Here is a 13,605-nt window from a genome sequence, read left to right on the forward strand (position 1 = left end):
GCTTACCGGGCTGGCGCGTTGGGAACAGCGGTCAGCGCTTCAGCGAATCGCGGATTTCGCGCAGCAACTGGATGTCTTCGGGCGTGGCCGCCGGCTCGGCGGGCGCGGCTGCCGGCTCGTCGCGCTTGAGGCGGTTGATCTGCTTGATCATCAGGAAGATGACGAAGGCCAGGATGATGAAGTTCAGCGAGACGGTGATGAAGCTGCCGTAGGCCAGCACGGCGCCTTCCTTCTTCGCGTCGGCGAGCGTCGCGGCCGTCTGACCGGCCAGCGGGATGAAGTAGTTGCTGAAATCCAGGCCGCCGAAGATCTTGCTGACCACCGGCATGATGACGTCTCCGACCAGGGAGTCGACGATCTTGCCGAAGGCGCCGCCGATGATCACGCCGACCGCCAGGTCGACGACATTGCCCTTGACGGCGAACTCCCGGAATTCGGAGAAGAAACTCATGTTTGGCTCCCGCTGACAGCGTTTGAAGTGGTTGGGCGCCGATGTTGGCGCCAAGTCGGTGGACCCAGAAGCCGGGTAAACCTGCGGTCGGCAGGCGCCGCTCCTCGCTGGGCGCGAGTGAGCGTCCGCTAGAATCCTGGGCTGCCCCGATCAGAAGTCTCTTTAGAGGACCCTCATGAGTGACCAGCAAGTGGACCAAGGCAAGCGTACCTGGTTGATTGCAACCGGCTGTGCCGGCGCCGTTGGTGGCGTTGCAACCGCCGTGCCCTTCGTCAGCACTTTCGCGCCGAGCGAGCGCGCCAAGGCCGCCGGTGCCCCCGTCGAGGTCGACATCTCAGCCATCAAGCCGGGCGAGAAGCTGACGGTCGAATGGCGCGGCAAGCCGGTCTGGATCGTGCGCCGCACGCCCGAGCAGGTCGAGGCCCTGAAGAAGAACGATGGCCAGCTGGCCGACCCCAATTCCGACCGCAAGGCGTTCCCGACGCCTGAGTACGCGAAGAACGAGTACCGCTCGATCAAGCCCGAGTACTTCGTCGCCGTGGGCATTTGCTCGCACCTGGGCTGCTCGCCCAGCGACAAGTTCACGACCGGCGCCCAGCCCTCGCTGCCGGACGACTGGACCGGTGGTTTCCTGTGCCCCTGCCACGGCTCCACCTTCGACATGGCCGGCCGCGTCTACAAGAACAAGCCCGCGCCCGACAACCTCGAGGTGCCGCCCTACATGTTCCTCACTGACAGCCGTCTGCTGATCGGTGAAGACAAGAAGGCCTAACAGGAAACACGGGACGAGACATGGCTGAATTCAAGGATGCTCCCGCAGGCGCCTCGGTAGGTGTGAAGACCATGACCTGGCTGGAGAACCGGTTCCCGACCGCGTTCGACGCCTACAAGGTCCACATGTCGGAGTACTACGCGCCGAAGAACTTCAACTGGTGGTATATCTTCGGCTCGCTGGCACTGCTGGTGCTGGTGATCCAGATCGTCACCGGCATCTTCCTGGTGATGCACTACAAACCGGATGCGGGCCTAGCCTTCGCGTCGGTCGAGTACATCATGCGCGACGTGCCTTGGGGCTGGCTGATCCGCTACATGCACAGCACCGGCGCGTCGGCCTTCTTCGTGGTCGTCTACCTGCACATGTTCCGTGGCCTGATCTACGGCAGCTACCGCAAGCCGCGCGAGCTGGTCTGGATCTTCGGCTGCGCGATCTTCCTGTGCCTGATGGCCGAAGCCTTCATGGGCTATCTGCTGCCCTGGGGCCAGATGTCCTACTGGGGCGCGCAGGTCATCGTGAACCTGTTCGCCGCCGTGCCCTTCGTCGGCCCGGACCTGGCGCTGATGATCCGCGGCGACTACGTCGTCGGCGACGCCACGCTGAACCGCTTCTTCAGCTTCCACGTGATCGCCGTGCCGCTGGTGCTGCTGGGCCTGGTCGTGGCTCACTTGCTGGCCCTGCATGACGTCGGTTCCAACAACCCGGACGGCGTCGAGATCAAGAAGGGTCCCAAGGATGCGCAAGGCCGCCCGCTGGACGGCGTGCCCTTCCACCCGTTCTACACGGTGCACGACCTCTACGGCGTCTGCCTGTTCCTGATGGCCTTCACTGCCATCATCTTCTTCGCACCGGAACTGGGCGGCTACTTCCTGGAGTACAACAACTTCATCCCGGCCGACCCGCTGAAGACGCCGGCGCACATCGCCCCGGTCTGGTACTTCACGCCGTTCTACTCGATGCTGCGCGCGACGACCGACACCATGGTCAACGTGCTGTGCGGCGTCGTGGCCGTCGCGGCTGTCGTGAGCTTCCTGAAAGGCAAGTTCGGCGGCGCGGCCAAGGTGGCGCTGCTGGTGGTGGCTGCCATCGCGATCTTCCTGCTCAAGGGCCTCGACGCGAAGTTCTGGGGTGTGGTCGTCATGGGCGGCGCGGTCATCATCCTGTTCTTCCTGCCCTGGCTGGACCACAGCCCGGTCAAGTCCATCCGCTACCGTCCCGACTGGCACAAGTACATGTACGCCGTCTTCGTCGTGCTGTTCCTGATCCTGGGCTACCTGGGTATCCAGCCGCCGAGCGAGATCGGCACGCTGGTCGCCCAGGCGGGCACGCTGTTCTACTTCGGCTTCTTCCTGCTGATGCCGTGGTGGAGCCGCATCGGCGAACCCAAGCCGGTGCCGGAACGTGTGACCTTCCACGCCCACTGAGCCGCGGAGCAACAACACAAATGAAAAAGCTGATCGCTATCCTGCTGGCCACCCTGGGCCTGGCCGGCGCCGCGCAAGCCTCCAGTGGCGGCATCGAGTGGGACAAGTTCCCCAAGGAAAAGATGTCGGACATGGCAGCGCTGCAGAACGGCGCCAAGCTGTTCGTCAACTACTGCCTGAACTGCCATGCCGCCGCCTACATGCGCTACAACCGCATGCGCGACATCGGCCTGAGCGAAGCCGACATCAAGAACAACCTTCTGTTCGCCGCCGACAAGGTCGGCGAGACGATGAAGGTCAGCCTGGATGCCAAGGACGCCAAGGCCTTCTTCGGTGCCAACCCGCCCGACCTGACCGTCATCGCGCGCTCGCGTGCCGACGGTGCCAAAGGCTCCGGTGCGGACTACCTCTACACCTACATGCGGAACTTCTACCGCGACGACACGAAGGCGACGGGCTGGAACAACCTGGCCTTCCCCAGCGTCGCGATGCCGCATGTGATGTGGGAGCTGCAAGGCCAGCGCGCCGCCAAGTTCGAGGAAGTGGCAGACCCGCACGACCACGCCAAGAAGACGCATGTCTTCGCCGGCTACCAGCAGCTGACGCCCGGCACGCTGACCGAGCGCCAGTACAACGAGGCGGTGGCCGACCTGGTCGCCTACCTGCAGTGGATGGGCGAGCCGGCACAAGGCCAGCGCTTCCAGCTCGGCGTCATCGTGCTGATCTTCCTCGGCTTCCTGACCGTGTTCGCGTGGCGTCTGAACGCCTCGTATTGGAAGGACGTGAAGTAAGCCCGTCCATCCCGGCGCCGCCTCAAAGCGGTGCCGAACCACGCAGTGGGGCGCGCTTCGGCCACCCACTGCGTTTGCTTTTTCAGCGTGGCCTTACCGCCGCGCGTTTTGATTGACTGACCCCTCGGGAGCCCAAGCCATGATGGTCCTTTACTCCGGTACCACCGACCCCTACTCGCACCGCTGCCGCTTCGTGCTGTTCGAGAAAGGCATGGACTTCGAAATCCGTGACGTTGACCTGTTCGCGAAGCCCGAAGACATCGCCCTGATGAACCCGTACAACGAGGTGCCCATCCTCGTCGAGCGCGACCTCATCCTGTACGAATCGCACATCATCAACGAGTACATCGACGAGCGCTTCCCGCACCCGCAGCTGATGCCCGGCGACCCGGTCGCCCGCGCCCGCGTGCGCCTGTTCCTGCTGAACTTCGAGAAGGAGTTGTTCGCCCACGTGAACATCCTCGAAGGCCGCGGCACGACGACCAAGGCGACCGACAAGCAGCTCGAGAAGGCCCGCTCGCAGATCCGCGACCGCCTGACCCAGCTCGCGCCGATCTTCCTGAAGAACAAGTACATGCTGGGCGACGACTTCTCGATGCTCGACGTGGCCATCGCCCCGCTGCTGTGGCGCCTGGACTACTACGGCATCGACATGTCCAAGAACGCGCTGCCGCTGCTGAAGTACGCCGAGCGCATCTTCAGCCGCCCGGCTTACATCGAGGCGCTGACGCCCTCGGAAAAGGTCATGCGCCGCTGATGGACCAGACCCCGGCCCCCGGCGGGGCGGGCAATGGCACGTCCACCCGCCCGTACCTGATCCGCGCACTGCACGACTGGTGCACGGACAACGGCTTCACGCCCTACATCGCGGTGCACGTCGACCGCTCGGTGCAGGTCCCCATGGAGTACGTGTCCAACAACGAGATCGTGCTGAACGTCGGCTTCGATGCGACCAGCGGACTGGACCTCGGCAACGAGTTCATCCAGTTCAAGGCGCGCTTCGGCGGCGTAGCGCGCGAAATCGTTGTGCCGGTGGACCATGTCGTGGCCATCTACGCTCGTGAGAACGGCCAGGGCATGGCCTTCCCCGCGCCCGAGGCATTGGCCGAAGGCGCGACGGCGCCCATCCCCAGCCCCGTGGCAACCGCACCTGCAGAGCCGCGCCGCAGCGGCCTGCGTCTGGCGAGCGAAACGAGCGACGACGACGGCGATGACACGCCGCCGCCGGACGCGCCCAGCGGTGGCCCGCGGCCTTCGCTCAAGCGCGTGAAGTAGGCCAGCCCGCCAAACGCCTAGAATCCAGCCCAGTTTTTCGCCGGCTTAGCTCAGTTGGTAGAGCAACCGCCTTGTAAGCGGTAGGTCATCAGTTCGAATCCGATAGCCGGCACCACCACAAAGAACCCACTGCCCCCGCGGCAGTGGGTTTTTCATTTCTGCAGCAGCTTGATGCGGATGTGCGCGGGCAGCCCGGCCTGGGCGAGCAGCGCCTCCAGCCGTGGCAGCAGATGACGCAGCTTGGCGGCGACGGCCGCGTTGGCCACCAGCAGGCTCCAACCGTCCTCGTCCAGCGGACCGGACTGCACGCTGGCCAGCAGGTTGCCGGGCAGGGCGGGCGCGATGACGCGCAGCCGCCGCCGCGACGCTTCCAGCCGCTCGCCCAGCCGGGCCAGGCCCTCATGCTGGCGCAGCGCCTGCGCCACCGGCATCGGGTCGGGCACGCTGGCGCGCTGACCTTTGGGGGCGAGGTAGCGGGGCGCGGACGACATGGCGGCAGTGTAGTCAGCCTGCCGGCCCGGCAGGCTCGGGCCCGAGGGGCCGCTGCTAAACTGCGCCGTTTTGCGCGGCCAGGCAAACCCGCCTTGCATTGCTTCGCCGCGCCCTCAGATTCGCGCGTCCCGCTGGCTCAGCCGGCGCCCGCTCAGCCCCACACCTTTCGCAGCATGTTGCCCAAGCTTCTCACCTCGATTTTCGGTAGCCGCAACGAGCGCCTGCTCAAAGGCTATCGCCGCACCGTGCAGCAGATCAACGCGCTGGAGCCGAAGTACGAGGCACTGAGCGACGACGAGTTGCGTGCGCAGACGGCCGAGTTCAAGCAGCGCATCGCCGCCGGCGAGACCGTCGACGACATCCTGCCCGAGGCCTTCGCCGTCTGCCGCGAAGGCAGCAAGCGCGCGCTGAAGATGCGCCACTTCGACGTGCAGCTGATCGGCGGCATGGTGCTGAACGCCGGCAAGGTCGCCGAAATGCGCACCGGCGAAGGCAAGACGCTGATGGCCACGCTGCCGGTCTACCTGAACGCGCTGACGGGCAAGGGCGTCCACGTCGTCACGGTGAACGACTACCTCGCGCGCCGCGACGCCGAGTGGATGGGCAAGCTGTACACCTTCCTGGGCTTGTCGGTCGGTATCAACCTGCCGCAGATGCCGCGCGAGCAGAAGCAGGCGGCCTACGCCGCCGACGTGACCTACGGCACCAACAACGAATACGGCTTCGACTACCTGCGCGACAACATGGTCTACGAGACGGCCGACCGCGTGCAGCGCGGCACGTCCTACGCCATCGTCGACGAGGTGGACTCCATCCTCATCGACGAGGCGCGCACGCCGCTGATCATCTCGGGCCAGGCCGACGACCATACCGACGTCTACCTGAAGATCAACGCCATCGTCCCCGGCCTGAAGAAGCAGATCGGCGAGCTGGACCCGCGCACCGGCGAGGGCGTCATCGAGCCGGGCGACTTCACGGTGGATGAGAAGTCCCACCAGATCCACCTGACCGAAGACGGCCACGAGAACGCCGAGCGCCTGTTGGCCCAGGCCGGTCTGATCGCCGAAGGCGGCAGCCTGTACGACGCGGCCAACATCACGCTGATGCATCACCTGAATGCGGCGCTGCGGGCCCACCACGTCTATCACAAGGACCAGAGCTACGTCGTGCAGAACGGCGAGGTCATCATCGTCGACGAGTTCACCGGCCGCCTGATGTCGGGGCGCCGCTGGAGCGATGGCCTGCACCAGGCCGTCGAGGCCAAGGAAGGCGTGCAGATCCAGGCCGAGAACCAGACGCTGGCGTCCATCACTTTCCAGAACTACTTCCGCATGTACGGCAAGCTGTCCGGCATGACGGGCACGGCCGACACCGAGGCCTACGAGTTCCAGGAAATCTACGGCCTCGAGACCGTCGTCATCCCGCCGAACCGCCCGACCATCCGCAAGGACGAACTGGACCTGGTCTACAAGACCGACAAGGAAAAGTACGCCGCCGTCATCGAAGACATCCGCGCCTGCCACACGCGCGGCCAGCCGGTGCTGGTGGGCACGACGTCCATCGAGAACTCGGAGCTGATCTCCGGCCTGCTGAACCAGGCCAAGCTGCCGCACAACGTGCTGAACGCCAAGCAGCACGAGAAGGAGGCGCAGATCGTCGCCCAGGCCGGCCGCCCGGGCGTCATCACCATCGCCACCAACATGGCGGGCCGCGGCACCGACATCGTGCTGGGTGGCAACGTCGAGAACCAGGTCAAGTTCATCGAGGCCGACGACACCATCCCGGCCGACGAGAAGGCACGCCGCATCCAGCAACTGCACGATGAGTGGCAAGGCCTGCACGACAAGGTCAAGACCGAGGGCGGCCTGCGCATCATCGCCACCGAGCGCCACGAGAGCCGCCGCATCGACAACCAGCTGCGTGGCCGCGCCGGCCRCCAGGGCGACCCGGGCTCCTCGCGCTTCTACCTGTCGCTGGACGACCAGCTGATGCGCATCTTTGCCGGTGAGCGCGTGCGCGCCATCATGGACCGGCTGAAGATGCCCGAGGGCGAGGCCATCGAGGCGGGCATCGTCACGCGCTCCATCGAAGGCGCCCAGCGCAAGGTCGAGGCGCGCAACTTCGACATCCGCAAGCAGCTGCTGGAATACGACGACGTGTCGAACGACCAGCGCAAGGTCATCTACCAGCAGCGCAACGACATCCTGGAGGCCGACAGCCTGGTCGCCCAGATCGAGTCGCTGCGCGGCGCCACGCTGACCGACGTCGTGCGCACCTTCGTGCCCGTCGAGAGCGTGGAAGAGCAGTGGGACCTGCCCGCGCTGGAGCAGGTGCTGCGCGACGAGTGGCAGATCGAGCTGTCGCTGACCGAGCTGGTCAAGAAGAGCGACTCCATCACCGATGAGGACCTCGTCGAGGCCGTCATCAAGGCCGGCGACGAGCTGTTCCAGAGCAAGGTCGACCGCGTCAGCATCGAGCAGTTCAACCCCTTCATGCGCATGGTGCTGCTGCAGAGCATCGACCAGCGCTGGCGCGAGCACCTGGCCGCGCTGGACTATCTGCGCCAGGGCATCCACCTGCGCGGCTACGCCCAGAAGAACCCCAAGCAGGAATACAAGCGCGAGGCCTTCGAGCTGTTCTCGCAACTGCTGGACCTCGTGAAGATGGAAGTCACCCGCACGCTGCTGAACGTGCGCATCCAGAGCCAGGAGGAGGCCAGCGAGGCCGCCGAGGCCATGGAGCGCCGCGCCGAAGCCGTGTCCAACGTGACCTACCAGCACCCCAACGAGGATGGCTCCATCAGCCAGGACGTCGACCCGGCGACGCTGCTGGAGCAGTACGGCCATGTCGGCCGCAATGACCCCTGCCCCTGCGGCAGCGGCAAGAAGTTCAAGCTCTGCCACGGCAAGCTGGCCTGATCCAGCCGTTTCATGTGCCTCACGGGCCGGCTTTGCCGGCCCGTTTTCATTGAGGCGCAGGCCTCGCAGCCCCACCCATCTGGGGGGAAAACCGTGCGTTTGGGCACATATGCCACCCCACGCCACGCGCATGAGGGGTGCTCGGGCCGCCGTCGCCCCCCTAGAGTCCAGCCCATGCCTCGGAAAAGCCCGGGTAGACCCTGATAGAGAACCAGAAAGCACGTCATGAAATCGTTGTCTGCAGCCCTCACCGCCTTGAGCCTGGCCTTCGCCGCTGCCACCGCCGCAGCCGCCCCGGTGTCGTTCAGCTTCAGCAATGACACCGTCATGTCGGACGGCAACGACCCCGCTTTCTTCAACGACACCTACGACTTCGTGCTGAACGCGCAGACCCTGCTCAGCGGCGTCGTCAACACCATCACCCCCGAGCCGGTCGGCCCCTACGTGAACATCACGTCGGCCTTCATCCAGGCTTCGTCTGGCGGCCCCATCTACACGCTGACCGAAACCAAGAGCGTCAACTGGGACGCCGACGAGTTCGGCCTGGAGACCTGGACCTTCAACCCGCAATGGCTGGCCGCCGGCAACTGGCAGCTGCACGTCATCGGCGAAGGCTACGGCGTGAAGTCGCCCGAAGGCTATGACGCCGACCTGGCCGGCCGCAGCAACGACCTGCCCGAACCCGCGGCGCTGGCCCTGGTGGCCGTCGCGCTGGCCGGCCTGAGCCTGGCCCGCCGCCGCGCCCGCTGAGCCCTGCCCACCCAATTCACCGAGCCTCAACATCATGTTCAAGCCTCTTGCCCTCGCTGCCGCCCTGCTGGCCAGCACCTCGGCCTTCGCCGACGTCAGCATCAAGTTCACCGGCAAAGACGCCAACGATCCGGTGCTGAGCACGTCGATGACGACCAACTACGCCACCGGCGGCCTGCACTACGACGACTTCGCCGGCGGCAGCTTCCTGGCCTATTGCATTGAGCCGGCGCAGCCCTATGCGCTGACGTCCAAGGGCTTCAAGACCTACACGGTCGGCAGCTTCTCGGGCAGCCAGGCCACGCTGCTGCAAGGCCTGTACGCCAGCAGCTTTGACTCGGTCCACTCGGGCAACCAGCAGGCCGCCTTCCAGCTGGCCATCTGGGAAATCATGAGCGACGCCGGCGGCACGCTGAGCATCGCCCAGGGCAGCGGCAGCTTCTTCCTGAAGACCGCCGGTGTGCCGGCCAACCAGCTGGCCTCCGCCAACTCGGTGCACGCGCTGGCCGCCAACTACCTGTCCGCCGCGCAGAGCTACAACGGCCCGGCCACCTACAGCCTGGCCAAGCTCAGCAACGCGACCTACCAGGACCTGGTCGTCGCGACGGCCGTCTCCGCCGTGCCGGAGCCGCAAAACTACGCGCTGTTCCTGAGCGGCCTGGGCATCATGGGCCTGCTGGCCCGCCGCCGCCTGCCGCGCTGATCGCGCGCCCGGCAGACGCAAAAAGGCTCCTTCGGGAGCCTTTTGCTTTTGGTTTCGCCGGGCGTTCCTACAATCCGCGCGCTTTCCCTGACTCCCACCGAGCGCGCCATGCCCGTCAATCTCTCCGCCCCCGATCCCGCCTCCCTGTTGCCCGTGCCGGGCGTGCGCCTTGGCGTGACGATGGCCGGCGTGCGCAAGGCCAACCGGCGTGACCTCAGCGTCATCGCGCTGGACGAGGGTGCGGCCGTGGCCGGCGTGTTCACGACCAACCGCTTCTGCGCCGCGCCGGTGCAGGTCTGCCGCGAGCATCTGGCCGGCGGCTCGGCCATCCGCGCGCTGCTGATCAACACCGGCAATGCCAACGCCGGCACCGGTGCCGACGGGCTGGCCCGTGCCCGCGCCACATGCCAGGCACTGGCCGACCTGATCGGCTGCGCGCCGGAGCAGGTGCTGCCGTTCTCCACCGGCGTCATCATGGAGACGCTGCCGGTGGACCGCATCACGGCCGGCTTGCCCGGTGCGCTGGCGGCGCTGCGCGACGACGGCTGGGCGGAAGGCGCAGCCGGCATCATGACGACGGACACGCTGCCCAAGGCCGCGTCGCGCCGCATCGAGATCGGGGGCGTGCCAGTCACGCTGACCGGCATCTCCAAGGGCGCCGGCATGATCCGGCCCAACATGGCGACCATGCTGGGCTTCGTCGCGACCGACGCCAACATCGCGCCGGCGCTGCTGCAGCCGCTGGTCAAGGAGGCCGCCGACGCGTCGTTCAACCGCATCACCATCGACGGCGACACGTCGACCAACGACTGCTTCATGCTGATTGCCAGCCGCAAGGCCCGGCACGCCGAGATCACGTCGCTGGACAGCGCCGACGCCAGGACGCTGCGCGACGCGCTGATCGCGCTGGCACAGGAACTGGCCCAGGCCATCGTGCGCGACGGCGAGGGCGCGACCAAGTTCATCGCCGTGACCGTCGAGGGCGGCCGCGACGAGGCCGAGTGCAAGCTGGCCGCCTACGCCATCGCCCACTCGCCGCTGGTCAAGACGGCGTTCTTTGCCAGCGATCCCAACCTGGGCCGCATCCTGGCGGCGGTCGGCTATGCGGGCATCACCGACCTCGACCAGGGCCTCATCGACCTGCACCTGGACGACGTGCACGTCGTCACGCGCGGCGGGCGCCGCCCCGAGTACCGCGAGGAAGACGGCCAGCGTGTCATGAAGCAGAGCGAAATCACCATCCGCGTGAACCTGAACCGCGGCGCGGCGACCACGACGGTCTGGACCTGCGACCTCAGCCACGACTACGTGACCATCAACGCGGACTACCGGAGCTGAGGGCGGCCAGCAGAAACCCTTTGGGGTTATTGCTGTCAGGGCTTCATCGCATGACGACCGGCGCCGGCGGGGCGGGCACCGAGAATCGGCGGCTTCTCGAATCCAGGATCACGCCTGATGAAGCTCACCCTGTCTGCCGTCACCCTCGCAGCCGTTCTCGCCACCAGCGCTCAGGCACAGTCGTTGACCTACCCGGCCACCCGCAAGGTTGACCAGGTCGACGCCTATCACGACACCGCCGTCGCCGACCCCTACCGCTGGCTGGAAGACGACAACAGCGCCGAGACCAAGGCTTGGGTCATCGCCCAGAACCAGGTCACTGACAAGTTCCTCGAAGCGATGCCGCAGCGCCTGCCGGCCCGCCGCATCTACACCGAGCTGTACAACTTCGAGCGCTTCGGCATCCCCTTCCAGGAGGGCGGCCGCTACTTCTGGAGCCGCAACGACGGGCTGCAGCAGCAGAACGTCATCTACACCGCCAAGTCGCTGAAGGACAGCCCGCAAGTCGCGCTGGACCCCAACACGTTGTCCAAGGACGGTACCGTGGCGCTGTCCGGCCTCGTGCCGTCGCGTGACGGCAAGCTGCTGGCCTACGGCATCGCCGGCGCCGGCTCCGACTGGCAGGTCTGGAAGGTGCGCGATCTGGCCACTGGCCAGGACCTCGCCGACAAGATCGACTGGGTCAAGTTCAGCAGCGCATCCTGGACGGCCGATGGCAAGGGCTTTTTCTACTCGCGCTACGACGCGCCCAAGGAAGGTGCCAAGCTGACCGGCGCCAACTACTTCCAGAAGCTCTACTACCACCGCCTGGGCACGGCGCAGGCCGAGGACGTGCTGGTCGCCGAGAACCGCGACGACAAGGAATGGGGCTTCGGCACCGAGGTGTCGGACGACGGCGAGACGCTGATCATCAGCGTCTGGAAGAGCGCGGGCAGCAAGAACGGCCTGATGGTGCTGCCGCTGCCCAAGGGCGCGTTCGCGGGCGGCAAGCCGCAGCCCATCGCGCTGGACTTCGATGCCCAATACAGCCCGGTGGCCGTGACCGGCGGCAAGCTGATCGTCAAGACCGACAAGGGCGCCCCGCGCGGCCGCCTCGTCGCCATCGACCTGAAGAACCCCGCCGCCGCGGGCTGGAAGACGCTGGTGGCCGAAGGCCCGGACGCGATGACCGGCGCCTCCGCGGTCGGTGGCCGCTTCCTGCTGAGCTATCTGCATGACGCCGCGACGCTGGTGCGCGTGCACAGCGCCGACGGCAAGCCGCTGACCGAGGTCAAGCTGCCCGGCGTCGGCACGGCCAGCGGCTTCGGCGGCCGCTGGACGGACAAGGAAACCTTCTTCAGCTACACCAGCCTGACCACGCCGGCCGAGATCCATCGCTACGACGTCAAGACCGGCAAGATCGAGCTGTTCAAGAAGCCCAAGACCGCCTTCAATGCCGACGACTACGAGACCCGCCGCGAGTTCGTCACCAGCAAGGACGGCACGCGCTTCCCCATCTTCATCGCCGCCAAGAAGGGCGTGAAGTTCGACGGCAGCAACCCGACGCTGCTGTACGGCTACGGCGGCTTCGACATCGCCATCACGCCGGCCTACGGCGTCACCGCGGCCACCTGGCTGAAGATGGGTGGTGTCTACGTCATCGCGTCCATCCGTGGTGGCGGCGAGTACGGCTCGGCCTGGCATGACGCCGGCACCAAGCTGAACAAGCAGAACGTGTTCGACGACTTCATCGCCGCCGGCGAATGGCTGGTGAAGAACAAGGTCGCCAGCCCCGCGACGCTGGCCATCAACGGCGGCTCCAACGGCGGCCTGCTGGTCGGTGCCGTCGCCAACCAGCGCCCGGACCTGTTCGCCGCCGCTGTGCCACAGGTGGGCGTGATGGACATGCTGCGCTACCAGAACTTCACCATCGGCTGGGCCTGGGCGACGGACTACGGCACCAGCGACGACGCCGCGATCTTCAAGGCGCTTTACGCCTACTCGCCGCTGCACAACATCAAGAGCGGCACCAAGTACCCGGCCGTGCTGGTGACCACGGGCGACCACGACGACCGCGTCGTGCCGGCGCACAGCTTCAAGTACGCCGCCACGCTGCAGGCCGCCGACACGGGCGTGGCGCCCAAGCTGATCCGCATCGAGGTCAACGCCGGCCATGGCGCCGGCAAGCCGACGTCCAAGATCATCGAGGAGCGCAGCGACATCCTGGCCTTCATCGCCAACACGATGAAGCTCGAAGTCAAGTGACGGCGGGGGTCGCGATCCGCGACCTGGGCGTCGCCGATGTCGACGCCTTGCTGGGTCTTTACCAGCACCTGAATGCCGGCGACGCGCCGCCTTCGCAAGAGGCGGTGCGCGCCGTGTTCGCGCACCCGGGGCTGCGCCACTTCGGCCTGTTCGTCGATGGGGCGCTGACGGCGAGTTGCAACCTCGCCGTCATTCCCAACCTGACGCGCGGCGGCCGCAGCTACGGCGTCATCGAGAACGTCGTGACGCGCGCCGATCACCGCGGCCAGGGCCATGGCCAGGCCGTCATCCGGCACGCCATCGCGCAAGCCTGGGCCGCTGGCTGCTACAAGGTCGTGCTGACCACGAGCCGCAAGGACCCCGCCGTGTGGGCCTTCTACGAACGCTGCGGCTTCGCCAGCGGCGACAAGCGCGCCTTCGTCGTCCGCCAGCCCGCGGCCTGAC

General features: G+C 66.5%; 13 protein-coding genes and 1 tRNA gene. 12 read left to right on the top strand and 2 right to left on the bottom strand.

The annotated features are described in order from the left end of the window. Positions 1 to 31 precede the first annotated feature (31 nt). Positions 32 to 451: a large conductance mechanosensitive channel protein MscL gene (gene mscL / locus AC1D29_RS11195; RefSeq protein ID WP_477897204.1), complete on the bottom strand. Its 420-nt coding sequence runs from the start codon at positions 449 to 451 to the stop codon at positions 32 to 34. Between the two features lie 175 nt (positions 452 to 626). Between mscL and petA the strand changes: the two genes are divergently transcribed. From petA to AC1D29_RS11225, 6 genes are all read left to right on the top strand, one after another. Next, positions 627 to 1,223 (top strand): ubiquinol-cytochrome c reductase iron-sulfur subunit, encoded by a 597-nt coding sequence (gene petA / locus AC1D29_RS11200; protein ID WP_477897206.1) that lies wholly within the window; start codon positions 627 to 629, stop codon positions 1,221 to 1,223. A 20-nt stretch (positions 1,224 to 1,243) separates the two neighbouring features. Next, a complete protein-coding gene (locus tag AC1D29_RS11205; RefSeq protein WP_477897208.1) occupies positions 1,244 to 2,650 on the top strand; it encodes a cytochrome b in 1,407 nt (468 codons plus the stop codon). A gap of 20 nt (positions 2,651 to 2,670) precedes the next feature. Then, the gene (locus AC1D29_RS11210; protein ID WP_477897210.1) at positions 2,671 to 3,441 is read left to right on the top strand and encodes a cytochrome c1; all 771 of its coding nucleotides are present in this window, start codon (positions 2,671 to 2,673) and stop codon (positions 3,439 to 3,441) included. 139 nt (positions 3,442 to 3,580) lie between these two features. Continuing rightward, positions 3,581 to 4,198, top strand: coding sequence for a glutathione S-transferase N-terminal domain-containing protein (locus AC1D29_RS11215; protein ID WP_056192820.1), 618 nt, complete (start codon positions 3,581 to 3,583; stop codon positions 4,196 to 4,198). Continuing rightward, positions 4,198 to 4,716, top strand: a complete 519-nt coding sequence (locus AC1D29_RS11220; protein WP_477897212.1) for a ClpXP protease specificity-enhancing factor — start codon at positions 4,198 to 4,200, stop codon at positions 4,714 to 4,716. Before AC1D29_RS11215 ends, AC1D29_RS11220 begins: the two co-directional genes overlap by 1 nt. A gap of 39 nt (positions 4,717 to 4,755) precedes the next feature. After that, a tRNA-Thr gene (locus AC1D29_RS11225) sits at positions 4,756 to 4,831 on the top strand. Positions 4,832 to 4,868: 37 nt separating this feature from the next. On the opposite strand, the gene AC1D29_RS11230 is transcribed toward AC1D29_RS11225, so the two are convergent. Next, positions 4,869 to 5,207 (bottom strand): hypothetical protein, encoded by a 339-nt coding sequence (locus AC1D29_RS11230; RefSeq protein ID WP_477897214.1) that lies wholly within the window; start codon positions 5,205 to 5,207, stop codon positions 4,869 to 4,871. Between the two features lie 174 nt (positions 5,208 to 5,381). Here AC1D29_RS11230 and secA point away from each other — a divergent pair, with 174 nt between their 5' ends. The 6 genes from secA (at position 5,382) to AC1D29_RS11260 (ending at position 13,604) form a co-directional block, all read left to right on the top strand. After that, positions 5,382 to 8,126, top strand: a complete 2,745-nt coding sequence (gene secA / locus AC1D29_RS11235) for a preprotein translocase subunit SecA (protein WP_477897216.1) — start codon at positions 5,382 to 5,384, stop codon at positions 8,124 to 8,126. A gap of 225 nt (positions 8,127 to 8,351) precedes the next feature. Then, positions 8,352 to 8,876 (top strand): PEP-CTERM sorting domain-containing protein, encoded by a 525-nt coding sequence (locus AC1D29_RS11240; protein WP_477897218.1) that lies wholly within the window; start codon positions 8,352 to 8,354, stop codon positions 8,874 to 8,876. 34 nt (positions 8,877 to 8,910) lie between these two features. Further along, positions 8,911 to 9,579, top strand: coding sequence for a hypothetical protein (locus AC1D29_RS11245; protein ID WP_477897220.1), 669 nt, complete (start codon positions 8,911 to 8,913; stop codon positions 9,577 to 9,579). A 108-nt stretch (positions 9,580 to 9,687) separates the two neighbouring features. Continuing rightward, the gene (gene argJ, locus AC1D29_RS11250) at positions 9,688 to 10,917 is read left to right on the top strand and encodes a bifunctional glutamate N-acetyltransferase/amino-acid acetyltransferase ArgJ (protein WP_477897222.1); all 1,230 of its coding nucleotides are present in this window, start codon (positions 9,688 to 9,690) and stop codon (positions 10,915 to 10,917) included. Positions 10,918 to 11,034: 117 nt separating this feature from the next. Continuing rightward, the gene (locus tag AC1D29_RS11255; protein WP_477897224.1) at positions 11,035 to 13,161 is read left to right on the top strand and encodes a prolyl oligopeptidase family serine peptidase; all 2,127 of its coding nucleotides are present in this window, start codon (positions 11,035 to 11,037) and stop codon (positions 13,159 to 13,161) included. Continuing rightward, positions 13,158 to 13,604, top strand: coding sequence for a GNAT family N-acetyltransferase (locus AC1D29_RS11260; RefSeq protein WP_477897226.1), 447 nt, complete (start codon positions 13,158 to 13,160; stop codon positions 13,602 to 13,604). Before AC1D29_RS11255 ends, AC1D29_RS11260 begins: the two co-directional genes overlap by 4 nt. Position 13,605: the final 1 nt, after the last annotated feature.

Source organism: Roseateles sp. P1_C6, from assembly GCF_056406315.1.